Consider the following 19,325-nt stretch of genomic DNA (forward strand, 5'->3'; position numbering starts at 1 on the left):
ACTGAAGGTGATTCGCCGACAGTCGCGCGCCGCCGCATACGCCTAGCGTTGCGCGAAGCCCGCGACGCGGCCGGACTCACCCAAATGCAGGTCGCCGAGGAGATGGAGTGGTCTCTCTCCAAGGTGATCCGGATCGAGAACGGCGACGTGACCATCGCGCCGAACGACCTTCGGCCGCTTTTGTCGTTCTACGGGATCAAGGACCGCAAGCAGGTCAGCGATCTGCTGACTTCGGCGCGGATCGCGCGCGCCCGCCAGCGCCAGGCCTGGTATCAGACACCGGATTTTCGTGAGCATCTGTCCGACGCCACACGCCGTCTGATCGAGTACGAGATCGAGGCAGTCGCCATTCGCTCCTACTCCATCTACTACATACCCGGGTTTCTCCAGACCGAGAGATATGCCGCCGCGTTGACCGGCAAATTCGGCGAGGAGCTGGCTTCTCCGAAAAAAGAGCTGTTGCTCGCTGCGCGACAGAACAGGCGGCAGACTCTGCTTTCCCGCTTGGCCGCCGTCGAAGTCTTCGTGCTGCTGGAAGAATCGGTTTTCATGCGTCCCATCGGGGGCGAGGAAACGTTCGCCGAGCAATTGCATGAGATGCGGAGAGTGGCCGCCGAAGGGCAGATCCACCTTCGCATGTTGCCCTTCGCGCTCGACTACCCTATCGCCAATAATGGTAGCTACGACCTTATGGCCCTCAGCACTGAGGACACCGATAGCGAAGTCTTGTACCGCGAGAACGGCATGAACGACGAGATCGTCGAGGATAAAACCACGACTCAGCGCCATCGCCAACGCTTCGACCAGCTTTGGCATCTATCGAAAGACGAACCGGACACAATTCGGTTTATCGACACCCGGATCAAGAAGTTGGAGACACGATCACCTTCTCCCGATATCCCAGAACTGGAATGATTGCACCCGGTACACCAATGGCGGTGTACGAAGAAACCGGAGAGACCTGTGTCTACCTCAGAATCGCTGCAATGGCGTAAGAGTTCTCACTGCAGCAACGGCACCTGCGTCGAAGTGGCCAAGCATGACGGCCAGTATCTCGTTCGCGATTCCAAAAATCCCAACGCCGACCCACTCACCTTCACAACGGATGAATGGTCCGCCTTCGTGCAGGGCATCAACGAAGGACAATTCATCTTCTGACGATAAACCGCCATCCGTTCGGGGTGCAGTCGACGTGCCGTCACGCGTCGAGTGCTCTCTGAACGGCCGGAGCCACACCGTGCGGAGTCGGATACCGGGCTGCCAGCCCTCACCTGGCATTACTCGGTGGGGCAGCGGGCGTGGACACCGGCCGGGGATAAATGCAAGCAAAATTCAAACTTCACCCACTCCTCGTTGAACAGAAGCTTTCCCGCACCAGGCCTCAGACATACGGGACCAGCAGACTGCTGAGACTCATGATTGAGGAGGCGTCTCCCACTATCGCAAGCCGATGCGCTCACCTCGGCGTTTTCGAGACCCGCCCAAAGGGCCAAGTGACTCATGACATAGGTTGCCGGCCGCCTGGCGAGGTCCTTCAGTAAGGCCGTCGCATCAGAACGGCGAAGTGATCATCTCGCCGGACGACCTTCGCTCCCCTCCTCAAATATCTCGACGTAGTGGACCGGTCGCATGTCAGCATCCTGTTGATCGATGCAAGAACGGCTCGGACGCGTCCGCGGCATGCTGCGTAGAAGAAATCGCCCGAGCGCGAAGCCGACGCGACGGCGATTCGTTATTTAAAAACTATTCGTTCCAAGCCGCTTCAGTCGCCCGGCTACGGCAAAGCCGTATGAACTATGGGCGAGCGAGATTTCCACGGGCCGCCAAGAGCCCTGAAGGTCGCCGCGGCGACCGGGAGTGCCGCTCCGGCGCCGACGCCGTCACCGTATTGCTCCTCCTGGACGAGTCAGTGTTCATAGGACCATCGGACGGAGAGCAGGTCTTCAACGATCAGCTCGAGAATTCAACCGCTGGGCGACCGCAACCGTGACCGCATTGAACGATGCTTGTCATCCTCGACGCTCCGGTCACCAATAACGCCTCCTTCGATCTGCTCTCGCTCGGCGCGGACGATGCCGACAACATGCTTCTTTATCGCGAGAATGGACTAGCGGACGAGCTCGTCGAAGGCCGGTCGACGACCCGCCGGCACTCCGCGCGTTCAATGAGTTCAGGCACCCAGCCGCGAACGAGTCGGACACGATCGACTTCGTTCGGGATTTACACGTCGGAACGGTCAGCACCGGCCATTGACAGCTCAGACATTCGATGCGCCCATGGCACCGATGACCATTCGGTGTACCTGGGGCAGACCCCGAAAGGTAGACAATGGACAGCAGCAGCAACCTGCCCGTGTGGCGGAAGAGCAGCAAGTGCGCGAATTGTTCATGCGTGGAAGTCGCGCAAGTAGACAATGACACCTACTTGGTCCGCGACTCGAAGCTGCCGGACAGCCCGGTTCTCTCGTTCACGAAAGAGGAGTGGGTGGCCTTCGTGGAAGGCGTACAAGCAGGCGAGTTCCCGTTCTAGGTATGCCGGCTAGCCGCTCTGCGCACGGAAGACACGCCAAACGTGCGCAGAGCGGACAAAAATTTTCGCAAAAACGTCCGAAACGTCACCTTGTCGGTGTTACGCGCTGGTTCACTCACTGCCGCACACTTCATGACCTGTGAGGCGTCGCTTACCGTGTTACTCGGGAACCATCGCGGAGGAGTAGCCATGATGCATTCGACGGAACACCCGGCGTGGCGCAAAGGTAGCAAGTGCGCGAACGGAACCTGCGTGGAGATCGCCGCAGTCGACGGTGGGTATCTGGTTCGGGACAGCAAGCGCCCCGAGCAGCAACCGATGTTCTTCACCGGTGAGGAACTGTCCGCGTTCGCGGAAGGGTTCGTGGCCGGGGAGTTCGCGCCCGAGTGAGCGTTTCCGGTCGCTGATCTTCTGGCGTTCCCGGCTGTGCCCTGGGCCGAGCGGGGCATACTTCGCTGGTGGGCGACACCGGATCGCGACCGGACAGCTTCTCTTCCCGGGTCTCTGACGCGGGGCGGTTCCTCGTGCTGCACGAGGCCGCCGAGGAAGTTCTCGATGAGTTGACCGAGCGTTACGTCGTCGATCGGCGGGAGAGCAAAGAGCCGGTCGGGCCCGCGCCCGGTGCCGACGTGGTGCGCACAGTCTTGCTCATGCCCCGCAGCCCGGCCGCCGGGCCGCTGTCGATCGCCTTCACCGACTTCCCGGGCATCGTGCTGCGGCTGGGGCGCTGGTTCTTCGAGGCTTTGCCGGACTGCGGCTGCGACGACTGCGCCGAGGATCCCGCCGCGCTGGTCGAGGATCTGCGCTCGCGGGTGTCGGCGCACGTCGAGGGCGGTCTGTGGGAATGCGTCCGGCGCGGGGTCACCGGGTCGTGGCTCGAGACCCGGCTCATCGGGCCGGGGCTGCGGACCACCCGGCAGGCACCGATCGATCCCGCCGAGGCCCGGGCCGCCCGGCAGGAGGGCTTCGCCGCAGCCGTGCAGTGGGCCCCCTGGATCCGCCGCGCCCCTTAAGGCTCCGCGACGGCCTGGAGCGCCGCGCGGCCTAGGCCGGGCGGCCGCCGAGGAGGTTGATCGCTGTGCTGATCGACGGGCGGCGGACCACGTTGGCCATCGAGAGCTCGCCCCGGCAGAACGACTCGAACGCGCGCCAGCCCATCGGGGTCGCGAACGCCGCGTGCATCAGCCGGGGGTGTTTGGCGAAGACCCGCAGCAGGCGGCGGCCGGCGGCCATCTCCGGGGCGAGCTCGCGTTGCACGTTCTGATCGTATTCGGTCAGGTCGGCCGGGGTCTGAGCCCGGGCCGCGACCTCGCCGGCCCATGTTCCCGAGCGCAGCGCATAGCTGATCCCTTCCCGGGTCCACGGCTCCAGCAGACCCGCCGCGTCGCCGACGACCAGTACCCGGCCCTTGCGCAGCGGCGCGTCCGTACGGCGGCAGCGCGTCAGATGCCCCGAGTCGCGGACGACGCGACGGCTCGCCAGGCCGAGCTGGGCCAGGAAGTCGGCGAGGTACTTCTTCGTCTCGGCGCCCCGGCCCTTCTCCATGATCACGCCCACCGTGAGCTCGTCGTCCTTGGGGAACACCCAGCCGTACGAGCCGGGGACCGGGCCCCAGTCGAGCAGCACCCGGCCCCGGTACGCGGCGCGGTCGGCCCCGGTTGCGGCCACCTCCACCTCCAGGCCCAGGTCCTGCTGGTCGAAGGTCACGCCGACGTGCCGGGAGCTGATCGCCGCCGAGCCGTCCGCGCCGATGACGAACCGGGCGGTGAGCACCTCGCCGTCGGCCAGGGTCACGGTGGCGGCTTCGGCGTCCTGGTCGAGCGTGCGGACCTGGGCGTTCTGCCGTACCTCGGCGCCGGCTGCGCGGGCTGCCTCGTACCAGGCGAAGTCGAAGTCGTCCCGCCGTACCATCGTCAGCACCGGGTGTCCCGGTGAGCGGCGGGTGAAGGCCCGGCGCCCGTTCTCGGTGAAGGTGATGGCCGCGACCGTGTCGCGGGCCGGCACGGCGATCCGGGGCGCGGCGATCGCCAGGGACGTGCCGATCAGGCCGCCACCGCAGGTCTTGTAGCGCGGGTGCTCCGCGCGTTCGAGCACGATCGTCCGGGCGCCGGCCGTGGCCGCGGCGTGCGCCGCCGCGAGGCCGCCCGGGCCGGCGCCGATCACGGCGACATCCCACTGCGCTGTCACCTGCCGGAGTCTAGCGATCATCGTTGTGTACCACCGTACACACGATGGGTACAGTTGTACGCATGGGCGAACGGACGATGCGCGAGCGGATGCTGGCCGGTGAGTTGTACCTCGCGGACGACCCGGAGCTCGGGCGCGAGCTCGACCGGGCCGCCGCGCTGAGCCACCGGTTCAACACCATGGACCCCACCGACGGTGCCGCGCGGCGCGCTCTGCTCACGGAGCTGCTCGGCGCTTTCGGTACGGACAGCGAGATCCGTCCGCCGTTCCACTGTGACTACGGCTACCAGACGTTCATCGGCACCCGCACCTTCGCCAACTTCGGGCTCGTCTGCCTCGACGTCGCCACCGTGACCATCGGGGACGACGTGCAGATCGGCCCCAACGTGCAGCTGCTCACCCCGACCCATCCGGTGGCGGCCGGCCCCCGCCGGGACAAGTGGGAGGCGGCGCTGCCCATCACCATCGGTGACAACGTCTGGCTGGGCGGCGGCGCCATCGTGCTGCCCGGCGTCACCATCGGTGCCAACACGGTGGTCGGGGCGGGCGCGGTGGTCACCCGGGACCTGCCGGCGAACGTGGTCGCGGTCGGGAACCCGGCCCGGGTCGTCCGGGAGGTGCAGCCGTGACCACCGAGGCCGGCACGACGCGGCCGGGCCGGCGGTACGACCCCGATCGCAAACTCCGGATCGTCGACGCCACGGTCGACGTCATCGCCGAGCACGGGGTCGCCGGCACGACCCACCGGCGGATCGCGGCGGCTGCGGACGTACCCCTGGGTTCTCTGACCTATCACTTCGACGGCCTGGTCGATCTGCTCGCGCATGCGTTCCGCCGGCATGCGGAACGCATGTCGCGGTCCTACGAGGCCGCGTTCGACGGCGTCGTGACCACCGAACAGCTGATCGACGCGATCACCGATCTGATCCACGGTGACGCGGACGCGGACCCGCGCGACTGGGCGGTGGCCTACGAGCTGTATCTCGCGGCGCTGCGGGATCCGGCCCTGCGCACCGTCACGGAGTCGTGGATGCGGACCAGCCGCGCGGTGCTCGAACGCTTCATGGACCCGACGACCGCACGGGGCATCGACGCCCTCATCGAGGGCCTGGTCATGCACAAGACCCTGGCCACGACCCCGGGCGCGACCCGGGCCGAGACCCGCGAGATCGTCGCCCGCCAGCTGGGAGCCACCGCATGACCACCCTCGTCGCGCCTGCGGTCGACGTGCTCGCGGCACGGCGCGCGGTCTACATCGCGTTCACCGGCTGCGGCTTCGCCATGGCGTCCTGGGCGACGCGCATCCCGCAGGTCCGCGACGGGCTCGGGCTGACGCCGTCGCGGCTCGGCCTCGTGCTGCTGGCCATCGCGGCCGGCTCGATCGTCTCGCTGCTGCTGGCCGGGAACATCGTGGCCCGGTTCGGCTCACGCGCCACGGTGGCCACGATGGCGGGGTTGCTGCTGGTCGCACTGAGCGTGGTCGGCATCGGCTACCCGTACGGCATCGCGCCCGTGGTTGTCGGGCTGTTCCTCTTCGGCTTCGCCATCGGCGCCTGGGACGTGGCCATGAACGTCCAGGGTGCGGTGGTGGAGGGGCGCCTGGGAAAGTCGATCATGCCCCGGTTCCACGCCGGCTACAGCGTCGGTACGGTCGCCGGTGCGCTGGTCGGGGCCGGGGTGGTGGCGCTGCGCGTACCGGTCACCGCGCATCTGATCGCGTCGGCGGTCCTGATCGGAGTGGTCGTGATGCTGGCGGTCCGCGGCTTCGGACCGGACGACGCGCAGCCGCCCACCGCGGGCGAGGGTGGCGGCCTGCGTCGCACCCTGGCCACCTGGCGCGAGCCGCGCACGCTGCTCATCGGCTTGTTCGTGCTGGCGTTCGCCTTCGCCGAGGGAGCCGGCATCGACTGGATCAGCGTCGCGGTCATCGACGGCTACGGCGCCGACGCGACGATCGGCACCCTGATCTTCGCGGCGTTCCTGACCGCGATGACAGTCGGCCGGTGGTTCGGCCCGGGACTGCTGGACCGCTACGGCCGGGTGGCCGTGGTCCGGGTGCTCGCCGTGCTCAGCCTCGCCGGGCTGGCGCTCTTCATCCTGGGCCCGAACATCGTGACCGCTTTCGCCGGCGCGCTGCTGTGGGGGCTCGGGGCTTCACTCGGCTTCCCGGTCGGCATGAGCGCGGCGGCCGACGATCCGGCCAAGGCCGCGGCCCGGGTCAGCGTGGTCGCCACGATCGGCTACTGCGCGTTCCTGGGCGGGCCGCCCCTCATCGGCTTCCTCGGGGACCACATCTCGGTGCTGAAAGGGCTGGGCGCGGTGGCGGTGCTGCTCGCCGTAGCCACAGCGGCCGCCGGAGCACTGCGGCCGCTGCGGCCCACCGAAGACTGACGAGAAGAACCGCACCCGGTTGCCGCCGGGTGCGGTGTGGTGTCTCCCCTCGGACTCCGCCCTTTTCCTCACACCAGTGAAGCATGGCCAGTGCGCTGATCGCTACTACTCAACCTGCTACATCGCAGATTAGGTAATTCGGAGATCTACTCACGCAGTCCGATCCCCTGCACCGGCGGCGTGCGCAGGACCCGGCCGATCGGCAGCATCGTCGCGATCAGGGCCAGAGCGATCGTGCCGCCGAGGATGACCGCCGCGCCCAGGGCCGGCACGTACGGGATCCGTTCGCCCGAGACCGCGTGCACGACCGACGACAGGGTGATCGCCGCGATCGCCGTGCCGATCACCAGTGCGACGCCCAGCAGGCCGGCCTGTTCCGCGTGCACCATCCGCCTGACCTGGCCCCGCGTCACACCGACCAGGCGCAGCAGGGACAGCTCACGGGCCCGGGCCAGGGCGGCCATGATCAGGGTGTTGGCCGCCGCGAGCACCGCGTACCCGACCAGGACCGCGATGAGCATCTTGTTGAGCCAGGCGCTGACCGCCAGGTCCTGGGCGAGCTCACCGGTCAGCTGATCCGTGCCGATCACCGTGCTCATCGGATAGGCGTTCGCGAGATCCGTCAGGCCCGCGGTGACGTCCGCGCCGGGTGCGGTGCGGATGAGGACGTGATCGTCGAGGCCGGTCGCGGTGTGGCCGGTGAGGGTCTCGGAGTCCAGCGTGACGTCGCCGAACCCCCAGCCACGGTCGTAGAGAGCAACCACGCGCAGGGTCACCGGCGTGCCGTCGCCGAGCCACAACCGGGCGTCGTCGCCGAGCTTCCAGCCCGCCGAGTCGGCCAGAGTGGTGGACAGCGCCACTGTGGACGCCCGCAGATCGGTGAGGCTTCCCGACCGTACCCCCAGGTCCAGGGTCTGGTCGGCGCCCACCGGATCGATGCCCTGGGCCGCGACCGCCTGGGCCTCGAGCTGGTTCGGGATGATCACCGACGTGCGGCGTACCCCCGTCGCCGCGACCACCCCGGGGATCTTGCGGGCCTTCGCCGCGGCCGTCGCGGGCAGGCCGGCCGCGCCGGTCAGCGCATGCTGGGCGAGCGTGCCGTCGTGGCTCTGGACCACGGTCTGGCGTTGCAGGTTGTCCTGCAGGAACCACACCGTGCCGCCGAAGCCGACCGAGAGCACCAGCGCGGTCAGCACCGCGACCATGCCGCGGGCGTTCGCCCGCAGGTTGGCCGCGGCCAGGTAGCCGCTGGTCCCCCAGACGGTCCGCAGGACCGGGGTGAGCAGCTTGGCGGCGGCCTGGTTGATCCACGGCGCGAGCAGCGCGACGGCCAGCACGAAGGTGTAGAGCATGCCGGTCGCGGCGCCCAGCGCGGTCGTACCGCCGGTGGCACCGGTGAGGCCGATGAGCGACACCCCGCCGGCCAGGAACACCAGGCCGGACACGATCCGGACCTTGCCGCCGAGGGCCGGCTCCACCGCCGCCTCGCCCAACGCCTCGGTGGGACGGATCCGCGTGGTGCGCAGCGCGGCGATCCAGGCCGAGCTCAAGGCGACGACGGCCACCGCAACGGTCACGGCCAGCCCGGACAGGAGGCCGCCACTCAGCTCGAACGTGCCGGGGACGAAGCCGCGGGTCACGAGCTGGTCGCGGGTCCAGGCGGTCGCGGCCAGACCGGCCGGGACGCCCACCACCGCGGCGAGCAGGCTGAGCAGGCCGACCTCGCCGAGGATCATCAGCCGGACCTGACCCGGGGTGGCCGCGACCGCCCGCAGCAACGCGAGGTCACGGCGGCGGTGCCGGACCGAGAGCCCGACCGTGCCGGCGACAACGAAGATGATGATCATCGCGGCGTAGCCACCGAACGCGGCGCCGGCCTGCACCGTCAGCGCTCGCGCGGCCACCGCCTCGGGCTGCTCGACCAGTCCCCGCTCACCGTCCACATAGGTCTTCGCGTTCACCGCGGCTGTGCGGACCGCGGCCACCACGGCCGCCTTGTCGGCTCCCGGTGCGGCGAGCACGCCGATCGCGGTGAAACTGCCCGGATTCGGGTCGAGCCGCGCGGCCTGCGTGTCCGTGAAGAACACCGCCGCCCGCGGACCCACCGCGTCGACGACCCCACTGACCCGGAACTTGCGCTCGGTGCCGCCCACGACGAGCGCGGTGGCGTCACCGGGCTGCAACTTCCCGCCTGCGGCGAGCCGGGCGTCGACGGCGACCTCACCGTCGGTCCGCGGCTGCGTGCCGGACACCATCCGGTACGGGGCCAGCGCGGCACTCCCCCAGCCGTGACCGGTGGCCGGCACCCCGGGCGCCGCCACCGGCGTGACCGCGATCGAGTGGTCACCCACGGCACTGGCGACACCCGGAACCGCCGCGATCGCCTTCACCAGCGTCTCCGGGACCCGGCCGCCCTCGGGCAGCGACACAGTGGTGGACTCGGTCTCGCCGAAGATCTCCGGCCCGGCGATGGTGCGGTCACGGTCGGCCACGACGGCGACCGCCGCCGCGTACCGCTGGGGTGAGCCCTGATAGCGCAGGCCGGACTCGACCAGGAGCCCGCAGGTCATCAGGATCATCACCCCGGCGGCGAGGGCGACGAACGTCGCCACGAAAGTGCCCTTACGGAAGCGCAGCATCTGCGCGGCCAGTCCCAGCACGGTTCAGCCCTCCCGGCTCGTGACGGGCTGGCGGCGGCCGAGCCGCGCCAGCTGTTCGGCGATCCGCTCGGCCCCCGGCTGCGGCATGTCCTGCACGATCCGGCCGTCCGCGAGCACCATGACCCGGTCGGCGTAGGAGGCGGCGACCGGATCGTGGGTCACCATGATCACGGTCTGCCCGGCGTCGTCGACCACCGACCGCAGCAGGCTCAGCACCTCGGCCGCGGTCTGGGTGTCCAGCGCGCCGGTCGGCTCGTCACAGAAGATCACCTCGGGCCGGGTGACCAGCGCCCGGGCGATCGCCACCCGCTGCTGCTGACCACCGGAGAGCTCCGACGGCCGGTGCCCCAGCCGGTCACCCAGCCCGACGCGGTCGACGACCTCGGCGAGCCAGGCCCGGTCCGGGCGGTTGCCGGAGAGCCGCGACGGCAGCAGGATGTTCTGCTCGACGGTCAGCGCACCGACCAGGTTGAACGCCTGGAACACGAAGCCGATCCGGTTGCGGCGCAGCTTGGTGAGCGCCTTCTCGGACATCGACGAAAGGTCGGTGGCCCCGATCCGCACCCGGCCCGCGGTCGGCCGGTCGAGGCCGGCCGCGCAATGCAGCAGCGTGCTCTTGCCGGAGCCGGACGGCCCCATGACGGCGGTGGCGGTCCCCCGCAGGAATTGGGCGTCGACATTCGCGAGGGCGATGACGGGCTGCTCACCGCCGTACGTCTTGCTGACACCTTCGACGCTGACGGCGATATCTGACATGGCTGGGGCCTTCCGGAGCGGTCTTGTGCGGTCTCCTACGACGCTAGGGAGATCACCGCTCAGCTTCGATGAAGCAGACTGCCCACCCTGGGTACAGCAGGCGCTACCGCCCGGACGACGGGAAGTAGCCGGTCAGGTACCGCAGGGCCGCGGCGGCGTCCGGGCACGCCCGCCCAGGTCCGCGGTTCGTCACGCACCGGACGGCATCGTCCGCCACTTCGCCGCCCGACGGGCACCGCCGATGATCGACAACCCTTATCGTGGCGCGGTGACCTCGTACCCGCCTCCGGCCTTCGCCCCCGCACCACCGCCGCCGCGCAAACGCCGCACCTGGCTCATCGTCCTGGCGACCGTGGGGGTGCTGACCGTACTGGTGTGCGCGCTGGGACTCGGCCGGCTGTTCTTCCGGCTCAAGCACGTGACGGATGTCGAGAAAGAGATCGAGAGGACGACGGCGGCTTTCATCGAGGACCGCCGGGACGGGCTCAGCCAGGCGGGGTACGACGGGCTGTGCGCGGAGGCGAAGGACGAGTTCCGGCTCGAGGACCTCGCTAAGCCGCCGGAGGAGGCGGTCACCGACTTCAAGGTCTTCCACACGAATGTGGCTTATGAACGTGGCCAGGCGACGGTGAGTGTCGACGTGCAGCGGCCGGACGGGACGCGGGAGAAGGAGGTTTACATCCTGGACGAGGACGGCGAGCGGTGGAAGATGTGCTCGTTCCCGGCCTGAGCCGGGACCCCGTGGTGACCGGGAAAAGACGAAGCCCAGGTCGATGACCTGGGCTTTCGCGCTGAGCCGCCTGACGGAATCGAACCGTCGACCTACGCTTACCGAAAGTCACGGCCCCTTGCTTGTCGTTGGTCGTCAGGAACTATCACTGAACTGCTGATACATAGTCTTCAGCTTGTCAGCGTTCGTCACTGATAGTCGACCCGTGGCAGGGGTTTTCGGGGGGTAAACGGGGGGCACCGTTGGCCGTTGCCGGGACGTTCGCGGGCCTGCCAGACGTCCCATTCGGGCATCCCGACAACTCCGCCAGGGTTGGCGTGCCGGGCAAGTCGCTGGTCCGAGGCGGGAGCGTAGGCGTTGGCTGATCGCCCCAGGGCTGGGCGGAGCCGGAGTGAACCGCCCGCTCGGTGGCTTGTGGTGGGTGGCTTTGAGAGATGATGCCATCGGCGGGTGAGATCCTCAGCGGTCGTAAAGCGTAGAGAACTTCATGATCACCTAAGTGATCTCACCCGTCTCCACCGCCTCCACCAAGGCCGCTCACCGCACATCGGCCCAGCTCAGAAGCTGGTCAGCCGACTACGCAATGGCCCTGCACGACGGTCACCCAGGTTGGATGACCCTCCGGGCCTTAAAGAGCTTCAGATCCACCACTAACAGGGACCAGCGAAAAACGAGACGGTTACGCGGACCGGCGGTTTCCCACCCTCGCTGATATCGAACGGGACGCACTTTTGGTCCGGAATATGGAAACCACCGATATATGCGGTGTCGTAGTCCTTGCAACCTTGGAAGGTAACCGATCGGGTGGGTTCGTAGTTCCAGCGCTGCCCGTACTTGAGCCCCACGTCATTCGCGTTCGAATCAGCCACGGAAACGGTGACGACGGCACCTGCTTTGACCAGGGCGCCAATCTTGTAATCGCCGCTCTCGCCGTTACCGTAATCCTTCGGGTCAGCCGTTGCCCAGCTCTTGAGGTCCGGCCACGAGATTGCGCCGACGGTGAGGGCATTGTCGGTCGGGACGTCCGTGGATTTCACATGGGCCTCCTCGTCGACGCAGGCGACGAGGCGTGACCCGGGTGACTTCTCGGGCGATTGGGCGGAGGTGCCGTCGCCGGATTGAGAGCGCCCGTCGGTATTGGGATCCGTTCGGCCGTCGCCGGTGCAGCTGACCAGCAGAAGCGCGACAATGACCAGTCCTGGCCAGTGCATTTTGGCTCGAACCAGCATGTTAACCCCTTGCTTCGACGCCGTTCGTACCCATGCTCGCACACGATCCCCCGGAGAATCGCCGGGCCCCGCAAAGTCGTCAGGGGATGCCGCGTTGTTGCCAGTCGGGCTCCGCCTGGCGCGCCGACGGCGGTGTTGCGGAAAGCGATCATGACCGGAGTTCCGGTCCTGGTGCGGATCCGGTAGCGGTCCTCGTCGTAAGCGATGTCGCGGCCACGGTGAAAGCTGTCATCGACGGCCAGTGGCCACAGATCCGGGCGGCCACTGGTCCGGCGTCAGGGGCCGGTACCCCAGTCTGCGCCTGCCCAGTTGGAGGGCGCTCATTACACCGCCGCACTGAACGTCGCCACGGTTTTGACGGCACCGTAAGGGCTCCGAGAACGACCCCACCCAGCAATCTTATCCATAGGGGCTTGTCAATGCCGAGCGACTCCGGCAGCATCGATGTCTGAAGGTAGCGGATGCTTCACAGGGAGTATGCATGAGTCAAGAGCGAGGGATCTCGCGACGTCAAGTACTCAGAGTCGGCGCCGTAGTCGGCTCTGCCGTCACGCTTGTCGCGGTCTCGGGCCAAGCCGCCTCGGCCGCGCCGGAGGAGGTAGACCCGAACCAAGCTACGTCCAGAGGTGATCTCGGCCGGGTCTCAACGGCTAGCGGCGGCGTGGGCGTCATCGCGGCACCGAATCGCGCGAATCGAACGAAGGTCGAGGCTCCGGAACGGGTGCCGTTCGCGGGCTTCCCGGAAGGGATCACGCCGCGTCCGGGTGACCTTGTCACGGTCACCGACAACTGGGACGGGCTAGCGCTGGCCGCCGTACCCGTGGTGCATTGGCTGGCCGGCGTACCTAAACAGCGCAGCGACGGAAGTTTCGAGGTGGCGGGTGAACGGATCGCGGCATCGCCCCTGCTGAAGGAGAAGACGTCGAAGCGGATCCGGGTTTGCGTCCTAGACACGGAACTGCCCGACGCGCAAGTGCTGGCTGTTCGTGCCGCCTGAAGTGCCGGTGGCCGTCGACGCGGCGGTGCGAATGGTCGCGGCGGCGGTGCTGCTTTACTCGGCGAGCCAGAAGCTGGTGGCACCGAGCGCCATCCGCCAGACGATCCGGGCGCTGCGGCTGCCGGCTCCGCATGCCCTGGCGACCACTGTCGCCATTGGCGAGCTCGCCACAGCGGTTCTGCTGTTGGCCGCTCCGAGATTGTGGTTAACGTCAACACTTATTGTCGGCCTCGGAGTGTCCTTTGCCAGTGCGGCATTGATCGCGCGGATTCATGGCGAATCCGTCCGCTGCGCTTGCCTCGGCCGCAAGTCGGAGACCGACCTGGGTTGGCGGCAGTTCGCCTTGCTTCCGGTGTGGTCGGCGGTGGCGTGGGTGACGCACTCCGGAACATCCGATAGGTTCTCGGGCTCGTTGTGGGTTGCCGTTACCGCGGTCGCCCTGGCGGTGATCGTCGTCGTTTTTCAACTCCTGCCATTGGGCCTCAGGAGCTGGAGTTATCTCAAGGTGCTGGAGAGTCAATGGACTTCCTCTGGATCGTCGTCGCGATCCTCAGCGTCATCATCGTAATCTGCGTTCTGGCACTAGTCGACCAGTACCAAACGCTCGAATTGATTCGAGCCACACTCAAACTTGAGGACAATCCTTCTCCGATTCCCTTCGCGGACGACGGCTCGATTAGGCCTTCGCTGATCGGGCTTCCGCCGGACCTGGACGAGCAACCGCACCTGGCGCTGCTGTTCCTATCCGTCTCCTGCACCACATGCCGATCCATCGCCGAAGGGCTACGCCGACAGGACTGGCAACACGTTTGGATAGTCCTGCAACAAGCTCATTCAGAAGAAGAGGGCCGCCTCTGGCTTGACGGTATGAAGGTACCGATCAACAGGGCAACGGTCGACGTCGATGAAAGTGTTGCCAGAGCGGTCGGGATCGAAACGGTTCCCTCGGTCATTCTTTACCGTTCCGGCGAAGCATTTCTGGCTCAGACACTGCCGTCTTTCCGGCAGCTACAACCGCTGTTAGCTCCTCGCAAGACAACCAGCCCTCTCCCCGTCGTCAAGGAAGGAACAATCCAGCTGTGAGCGATACGTTGGAATGCGTAGTCTCCTCGAATACAGCCAGTGCCGCAGAACGACCGACTCGCCGTCGATTCGCCGTCCTAGGCGCCGCGTCCGCGGTGGTTGCCGGCCTGGCCACCGTGCTGAAAGCCTCCCCAGCCGTGGCGGACTGCCAAGGATCGCCCTGCTGTAGTTTGGCGCTGTGCAAACAGTGCAGCTACGCCGTAAGCAAAGACCGGTTCACCTGCCCGACGGACTATAAGCGTACCTACTGGACGTGCACGAGCGGCTCGCGGACATACGGCTGCGGTGAATGCACCACGGGCGCGAACTGCTGGAACGGCACATTCTACTGTTCCATCTGGTACGCGTGGTAACTGCTTGGGTAGTCTTGCTGGCCGCCATGGCTGGCTTCGCCCAATTGTTCAGCCCTTGAGGTCAGTCATTCATCGGAGTAATCCGCCCTTTCGTGCAAGGGGACTCGTTCCGAGCAGCCCGGGGATGGCTGCGCTTCCTGCTAGTTTTATCCGTCTCCCACGTAGCAATGGCCGGATTCGTCATCGGCTTGCTCTATCAGGTGGGCACCTTTTTTGCACCGCACACCGATGACCGGATCGCACTGGCGGTCGTCATCGCCGCCGCGCTTATTGCGGTAGTCTTCGACGTACGTGCGATCAAGACCGACTCATTCGCCCCTGGGCTGCACCGCCAGACATCCAAGGAGCTCGCCCACCGTGCGAACATCCCAGAATGGGTCGCACCAATGATGTGGGGCCTTGACACAGGGCTGATGTGGACCACATTCCGCGTCTCGGCGACAACCTGGGTGTTGATGGCAGCCGCGTTGCTGAACGTCGCTCCTCAGTGGAGCGGGCTCATTTTTGGCACGGCTTTCGCGGCGCCCTTGGCGGTGGCCGTATTGGTGGGTCGCGGCAACGTCAGCGAATTGGGCAGGCCAGGACCTCGCCGAGCGGTCCAGATGGCAACGGTAGCAGCGGCGTTGCTACCGGCCCTTCTCCTCGTCGGCGGGCTCGTGCTGTGACGAGCGGCCGGGGCCGGAACCTCGGCCCCGGCCTGGCTCTTACGCTGAGACGAGGACCGCCGGCCCCTCTCGCTCGACCACTGCATAACGATGACAAGAGTCGATAACCTACGCTTACCGAGCGTTACGATCTAGCGTTTGTCATTGGTGATCAGATCTTGGCATTGAGCTGCTCAAACTCGGTCGTCGACTGGTCAGCGTTAGTCACGATTAGTCAACACTTTGCAGGGGTTTTCGGGGGGGGGTAACGGGGGGCCAGCTGACTGTTGTCGGGACATTCGTGCGGCCACCAAGCGCCCGTACCGGGCTCCCGTCGACGTTTCGCGTGGGAGAGCTACCCATTCTGGGAAGTAAATCCGCGACGGAAGATCCAGACAGGATTCCAGTAGGCCGACGGGCAGACAGCCCGCAACGGCGGAGCATTTGTCTACGGCTACGGATCGCGTGGTGATGACTCCTGTCAGGCGACCGCAGCGACAGCCATCGAGAACTCCAGGTCACCGGACCTGTCCCGCACCGAGTTTGATGGAGACATCGAAACGTGTCAGGAACAAACGTCTCGTGCGGCCTGACCTGGAACAGTTACCAGCCGTCCCGGGTCGGGCGGCAGGAAATGGTCACAAACGGTTTGGATTGGGTCGCGCAACGGCTCTAGCGCCACGACGCGCACGGCGTGGTCGTCACCGATCATGGCGAGGAACTTGCCGTCCGGGTGAAAGCTGATTGCACGCACCGGTCCCGTGGGATTCACCAGCGGCAGACCCACCTGCTTGCCGGTGGTCACGTCCCAAAGTTCGACGGTGTCGTCCACCGCTGCCGCCACGACGGGCAGGTCGGGGCTGACAGCCACGGCTGACAGGGCGGGCCGGTTGTGCCGGTCGGCAGTGCCGGAGCGGCCGGTGCCGATGTTGTACAGCGGCTTCCCGATCGATGTGCCGGTGTGAACGTCCCACAGCTTGACGGATGTGTCGAAGGTGACGGCCAGCCGATCACTGCGTGGGCTGAACAGCAGACGGTGCGTGGCTCCATTGCCGAGGGTGCGGCCGTTGGTTGCACCCGTGGCTGGATCTCGCTGTTCGACGCCCTGGTAGGTCAGAATGGCCAGCCGATGCCCGTCTGGACTGCTCGCCATGATGCTGGGTGCCTCCCGTACGTCGGGCAGCGGGACGTCGGTCCAGACGTTCCGGGCGGGGTCCCACAGCTTCAAGGACGTAGGCAGCCCGAGCGCGAACGAAGGGAAGTCGTCAAGCTTCACGACGACCGGCGGCCATGGCTCCGTACCGGCGAGCACGGCCGACTTGATCTGCGCCCCACTGGTGCGGTCCCACAGGGCGGACTCCCCGTCGCTGTTCAGGACAGCGACGTAACGTTCGTCGGGGCTGATGGTTAGGTGTGTCGGTGACTCGACGGCATCCTTAAGCTGAACCAGGTATTGCAGCACCCGGCGCAGCAGTACGCCCTCTGGTTGTCTGGTCAGCAGGTGAGCGCCCAGCCCGGTCAGTCCGCGGACGAGGTCGAACTCCGACAGCGAAGGCCGTCGGCGCGCCGCGAGGCGCACCTCGGCGTCGGCCAGCCGGCGCTCGGCCAGGTCCGCGACAGCCCGGTCCAATGGACCGAGTGCTGCCGGGTGGGCGTGCGGGGCCGCCGTGGTGAGCGCGTGAGTGATGGCCGGTGTGCCGAACCAGAGTCCGGCCCCGGTGCTGTTGTTCAGGGCGTCGGCGGTCGCGCGTCGCAGCCAGGTGTGGACCGGCTCCCAGCCGCCATGTCCGGCCTGGGCGTGCACGCCGTGCAGGATCGCCACTCCGGCGGCACCCTTGGACAGCGATTGCGCGTGCCAGCGTGTGCTGAGTGGCCCGTAGTCGCCATCCGCGAAGTCCGGCAGTGGTGGATCGGTCAGGGTGTCGGTGATGCACGAGGCCGTTGTCTCGGCCTGGCGCGCCAGCGTCTTCAGCAGCGGTGGGAGGGTCATTCGGGCGCACCTGCCCTGCGGGCATGGCGGCGGACGGTGGCCAGCGCGAGGTGACGCGCCAGCCGGTAGGTCCCCTGTTCGGCGGCCTCGTCGGGACCGTGAGTACGGACGTGGTGCAGGTGCAGCAGCGAGGCGAGCACTGAGTCCGGTGTGATGGGGCCGCCCGTAGCGGACAGGGCCTCGGCGTACCGCGCCGCAGCGTCGGAGCGTTCCCGCCATGCGTCCCTGACCGGCCGTGCGAGCGCGGCGGGCTCGAAGGTGACGGCTTGCCGGAGCACGTCGCGGTCGATCGGCGAACGCCCGGCCTGCTTCAGGCGGGCTATCAGCCACTCACATCCGTCGTTGCGGTTGCCGAGCATGGCAGCGGCAAGGTCGACCACGCTTGCAGCGGTGAACGCCTGCCGATTGATCCGACGTTCGCGTTGTGCCCACAGTTGGGCGAGGGCTGCGGTGGAGTCGGCGGCGAAAAGCCTTTCAGCGGCGGCCAGCGCCGGACCATCCCCGTAGCGGCCGGACTCCGGATGGTAGGTGTCCAGGCTCAAATCCCCCGCGAGGCCCTGCTGCCGCAGCGCGGCGGCCCATCGGCCGATTTTTGCCGCCGCGTAGCCGAAGTCATCGGTGTGCAACCTGAGCCGAAGGTGCGGGACAGGGCGGCGCCTGCGGATGAACCACATCAGTGGCGGCTCGTCCCAGTCGGCAAGCAGCGCGGGTAGAGCGCCCATGAGGACAAGTTCCATCAGGGAGGGCTCCATGGCCAGGGACACGGAGATCAGGCCGTCGGTTCCGGGAAGCAGCGGCTTGGCGGGAGCAGGCGGTGGCCACGAGTTCCGTCCGGTAAGGGCGGCCGGCGCCGCCGCGGGCGCGGCCGTGGAGGCGACCGGCACGACGATCTCGTGGGCGCGGCCGGAAAACCATCCGAAGTCTGCTGGTTGCGCCGCGTCGACCAGGGTGATCGGTCCGTCGCTGGCGTCCAGGTGGGCGCGCAGCAGCGCCCGGTCCATGGGCTGATCAAGATTGAGCCGAAGCCGCTGGTCGCCGTTGCCGATCTGGGCCCAGGCCGGCAGTCGCAGCCTCGCGCGGAGTAGCTCCCAGGCCGTGTCCCACTCGCCGTCGTTCGTCTGCGCAGCAGGCAGACCAGCAGGGTCAATGCGCCAACGAGCCGCCGTCAGCACAGTTCGGCCGTACCGCAGCGCGGGCCGAAACGGCAGGCCGGACGCTGCGCCCCAATCGAAGGGCTTGAGCCGAGCGTCCATACCGCGCGGCAACTCCACAAGAAACCGGCCGAGCGGCGGCATGGTGTGCAGCGCGGCGGCGTGTACCACCGTCGGCTCGACCACCCGTCGCTGCGACAGCGACACCAACACCAGCCGATCACGACCGGCAGCCACACCTAGGTCATCAATGCCGATCGCGTCGTCAGTGACGGACCGGTGCTCGGCCAGCGATACCAGCCACGGCAGGACTTGCCTGGTGTTAAGGACGTTCTGTGCGTGCACCAAGAACGCCGCAGCCCAGCTCGGGCACGCCACCGAACAAGTCACCAAGAAGCACTACATCGTCAAGCCCGCCATCGCCCCGGACAGCTCCAACTTCCTGGAACAGCTCGGCGCCACACAGGTACCCTTGGCCGCGCGACGCGGCCACGGGCAGCACCGGGACAGTTAGATTTCGCCCGCGCGGCGGCCCCCGTCCCGCCCGCAGCCCGCATGGACGACCGCCACCGAACCTGGTCGCGTCCAGGCGTTTCTGGGGGGTTTTCGGGGGACGATTCAACCG

19 protein-coding genes and 1 pseudogene are annotated in these 19,325 nt (G+C 67.3%); 14 read left to right on the plus strand and 6 right to left on the minus strand.

Translation table 11 applies throughout. The annotated features are described in order from the left end of the window. From Aau02nite_RS38890 to Aau02nite_RS38910, 5 genes are all read left to right on the plus strand, one after another. The coding region (locus Aau02nite_RS38890; RefSeq protein WP_246595776.1) for a helix-turn-helix domain-containing protein at positions 1-915 on the plus strand (915 nt) is incomplete at its 5' end. A 48-nt stretch (positions 916-963) separates the two neighbouring features. Beyond that, positions 964-1,158 (plus strand): DUF397 domain-containing protein, encoded by a 195-nt coding sequence (locus Aau02nite_RS38895; RefSeq protein WP_212993660.1) that lies wholly within the window; start codon positions 964-966, stop codon positions 1,156-1,158. Positions 1,159-2,328: 1,170 nt separating this feature from the next. Beyond that, the gene (locus tag Aau02nite_RS38900) at positions 2,329-2,529 is read left to right on the plus strand and encodes a DUF397 domain-containing protein (RefSeq protein ID WP_212993661.1); all 201 of its coding nucleotides are present in this window, start codon (positions 2,329-2,331) and stop codon (positions 2,527-2,529) included. 189 nt (positions 2,530-2,718) lie between these two features. After that, a complete protein-coding gene (locus Aau02nite_RS38905) occupies positions 2,719-2,919 on the plus strand; it encodes a DUF397 domain-containing protein (RefSeq protein WP_246595777.1) in 201 nt (66 codons plus the stop codon). 68 nt (positions 2,920-2,987) lie between these two features. After that, positions 2,988-3,542: a DUF6226 family protein gene (locus Aau02nite_RS38910; RefSeq protein ID WP_212993662.1), complete on the plus strand. Its 555-nt coding sequence runs from the start codon at positions 2,988-2,990 to the stop codon at positions 3,540-3,542. A 31-nt stretch (positions 3,543-3,573) separates the two neighbouring features. Here Aau02nite_RS38910 and Aau02nite_RS38915 read toward each other — a convergent pair whose 3' ends face one another. Continuing rightward, positions 3,574-4,716 (minus strand): geranylgeranyl reductase family protein, encoded by a 1,143-nt coding sequence (locus Aau02nite_RS38915; protein ID WP_246595778.1) that lies wholly within the window; start codon positions 4,714-4,716, stop codon positions 3,574-3,576. Positions 4,717-4,778: 62 nt separating this feature from the next. On the opposite strand from Aau02nite_RS38915, the gene Aau02nite_RS38920 reads away from it, so the two are divergent. The 3 genes from Aau02nite_RS38920 to Aau02nite_RS38930 are packed head-to-tail and all read left to right on the plus strand — an operon-like array spanning position 4,779 to position 7,107. Next, positions 4,779-5,345, plus strand: a complete 567-nt coding sequence (locus Aau02nite_RS38920; RefSeq protein WP_246595779.1) for a sugar O-acetyltransferase — start codon at positions 4,779-4,781, stop codon at positions 5,343-5,345. Then, positions 5,342-5,917 (plus strand): TetR/AcrR family transcriptional regulator, encoded by a 576-nt coding sequence (locus Aau02nite_RS38925; protein WP_212993664.1) that lies wholly within the window; start codon positions 5,342-5,344, stop codon positions 5,915-5,917. Before Aau02nite_RS38920 ends, Aau02nite_RS38925 begins: the two co-directional genes overlap by 4 nt. Further along, on the plus strand, positions 5,914-7,107 hold the full coding sequence (locus tag Aau02nite_RS38930) for an MFS transporter (RefSeq protein ID WP_212993665.1): 1,194 nt from the start codon (positions 5,914-5,916) through the stop codon (positions 7,105-7,107). Before Aau02nite_RS38925 ends, Aau02nite_RS38930 begins: the two co-directional genes overlap by 4 nt. A 146-nt stretch (positions 7,108-7,253) precedes the next feature. On the opposite strand, the gene Aau02nite_RS38935 is transcribed toward Aau02nite_RS38930, so the two are convergent. After that, positions 7,254-9,767, minus strand: a complete 2,514-nt coding sequence (locus Aau02nite_RS38935) for an FtsX-like permease family protein (protein ID WP_212993666.1) — start codon at positions 9,765-9,767, stop codon at positions 7,254-7,256. A 3-nt stretch (positions 9,768-9,770) separates the two neighbouring features. After that, positions 9,771-10,523: an ABC transporter ATP-binding protein gene (locus Aau02nite_RS38940; protein ID WP_212993667.1), complete on the minus strand. Its 753-nt coding sequence runs from the start codon at positions 10,521-10,523 to the stop codon at positions 9,771-9,773. A 268-nt stretch (positions 10,524-10,791) separates the two neighbouring features. On the opposite strand from Aau02nite_RS38940, the gene Aau02nite_RS38945 reads away from it, so the two are divergent. Then, positions 10,792-11,253, plus strand: coding sequence for a hypothetical protein (locus tag Aau02nite_RS38945; protein WP_212993668.1), 462 nt, complete (start codon positions 10,792-10,794; stop codon positions 11,251-11,253). Positions 11,254-11,903: 650 nt separating this feature from the next. Here the strand turns inward: Aau02nite_RS38945 and Aau02nite_RS38950 are convergent. Further along, positions 11,904-12,482: a hypothetical protein gene (locus tag Aau02nite_RS38950; RefSeq protein WP_212993669.1), complete on the minus strand. Its 579-nt coding sequence runs from the start codon at positions 12,480-12,482 to the stop codon at positions 11,904-11,906. Between the two features lie 661 nt (positions 12,483-13,143). Between Aau02nite_RS38950 and Aau02nite_RS38955 the strand changes: the two genes are divergently transcribed. The 4 genes from Aau02nite_RS38955 to Aau02nite_RS38970 all read left to right on the plus strand — a co-directional run bounded on the left by Aau02nite_RS38955 (position 13,144) and on the right by Aau02nite_RS38970 (position 15,580). After that, positions 13,144-13,479 (plus strand): hypothetical protein, encoded by a 336-nt coding sequence (locus Aau02nite_RS38955; RefSeq protein ID WP_212993670.1) that lies wholly within the window; start codon positions 13,144-13,146, stop codon positions 13,477-13,479. Positions 13,480-13,486: 7 nt separating this feature from the next. Continuing rightward, positions 13,487-14,047 carry a MauE/DoxX family redox-associated membrane protein gene (locus Aau02nite_RS38960; protein WP_212993671.1) on the plus strand — a complete coding sequence of 187 codons (561 nt, stop codon included), beginning with the start codon at positions 13,487-13,489 and terminating at the stop codon, positions 14,045-14,047. Then, on the plus strand, positions 13,999-14,562 hold the full coding sequence (locus tag Aau02nite_RS38965) for a hypothetical protein (protein ID WP_212993672.1): 564 nt from the start codon (positions 13,999-14,001) through the stop codon (positions 14,560-14,562). The genes Aau02nite_RS38960 and Aau02nite_RS38965 overlap by 49 nt, the downstream gene beginning before the upstream one ends. Before the next feature lie 520 nt (positions 14,563-15,082). Then, positions 15,083-15,580 carry a hypothetical protein gene (locus Aau02nite_RS38970; RefSeq protein ID WP_212993673.1) on the plus strand — a complete coding sequence of 166 codons (498 nt, stop codon included), beginning with the start codon at positions 15,083-15,085 and terminating at the stop codon, positions 15,578-15,580. Between the two features lie 544 nt (positions 15,581-16,124). Here the strand turns inward: Aau02nite_RS38970 and Aau02nite_RS46970 are convergent. Both Aau02nite_RS46970 and Aau02nite_RS38980 read right to left on the minus strand, forming a co-directional pair. Further along, complete coding sequence (locus tag Aau02nite_RS46970; protein ID WP_246595780.1) at positions 16,125-17,549, minus strand: hypothetical protein; 1,425 nt, start codon at positions 17,547-17,549, stop codon at positions 16,125-16,127. Further along, positions 17,546-19,090 carry a lantibiotic dehydratase gene (locus tag Aau02nite_RS38980; RefSeq protein WP_307857976.1) on the minus strand — a complete coding sequence of 515 codons (1,545 nt, stop codon included), beginning with the start codon at positions 19,088-19,090 and terminating at the stop codon, positions 17,546-17,548. Before Aau02nite_RS38980 ends, Aau02nite_RS46970 begins: the two co-directional genes overlap by 4 nt. On the opposite strand from Aau02nite_RS38980, the pseudogene Aau02nite_RS46975 reads away from it, so the two are divergent. Next, positions 19,038-19,214: pseudogene (locus Aau02nite_RS46975) on the plus strand (site-specific integrase); the annotation flags it as partial. The gene Aau02nite_RS38980 and the pseudogene Aau02nite_RS46975 sit on opposite strands and share 53 nt — an antisense overlap. Positions 19,215-19,325 lie beyond the last annotated feature (111 nt).

This window comes from Actinoplanes auranticolor, assembly GCF_018332655.1.
Classification (GTDB): Bacteria; Actinomycetota; Actinomycetes; order Mycobacteriales; family Micromonosporaceae; genus Actinoplanes; species Actinoplanes auranticolor.

Excerpts from the sequence above, each read along its gene's own strand:
- Aau02nite_RS38930 (WP_212993665.1), top strand. The coding sequence starts at position 5,914 with ATGACCACCCTCGTCGCGCCTGCGGTCGACGTGCTCGCGGCACGGCGC.
- Aau02nite_RS38900 (WP_212993661.1), top strand. The coding sequence starts at position 2,329 with ATGGACAGCAGCAGCAACCTGCCCGTGTGGCGGAAGAGCAGCAAGTGC.
- Aau02nite_RS38920 (WP_246595779.1), top strand. The coding sequence starts at position 4,779 with ATGGGCGAACGGACGATGCGCGAGCGGATGCTGGCCGGTGAGTTGTAC.
- Aau02nite_RS38970 (WP_212993673.1), top strand. The coding sequence starts at position 15,083 with ATGGCCGGATTCGTCATCGGCTTGCTCTATCAGGTGGGCACCTTTTTT.
- Aau02nite_RS38950 (WP_212993669.1), bottom strand. The coding sequence starts at position 12,482 with ATGCTGGTTCGAGCCAAAATGCACTGGCCAGGACTGGTCATTGTCGCG.
- Aau02nite_RS38940 (WP_212993667.1), bottom strand. The coding sequence starts at position 10,523 with ATGTCAGATATCGCCGTCAGCGTCGAAGGTGTCAGCAAGACGTACGGC.
- Aau02nite_RS38965 (WP_212993672.1), top strand. The coding sequence starts at position 13,999 with ATGGACTTCCTCTGGATCGTCGTCGCGATCCTCAGCGTCATCATCGTA.
- Aau02nite_RS38905 (WP_246595777.1), top strand. The coding sequence starts at position 2,719 with ATGATGCATTCGACGGAACACCCGGCGTGGCGCAAAGGTAGCAAGTGC.
- Aau02nite_RS46970 (WP_246595780.1), bottom strand. The coding sequence starts at position 17,549 with ATGACCCTCCCACCGCTGCTGAAGACGCTGGCGCGCCAGGCCGAGACA.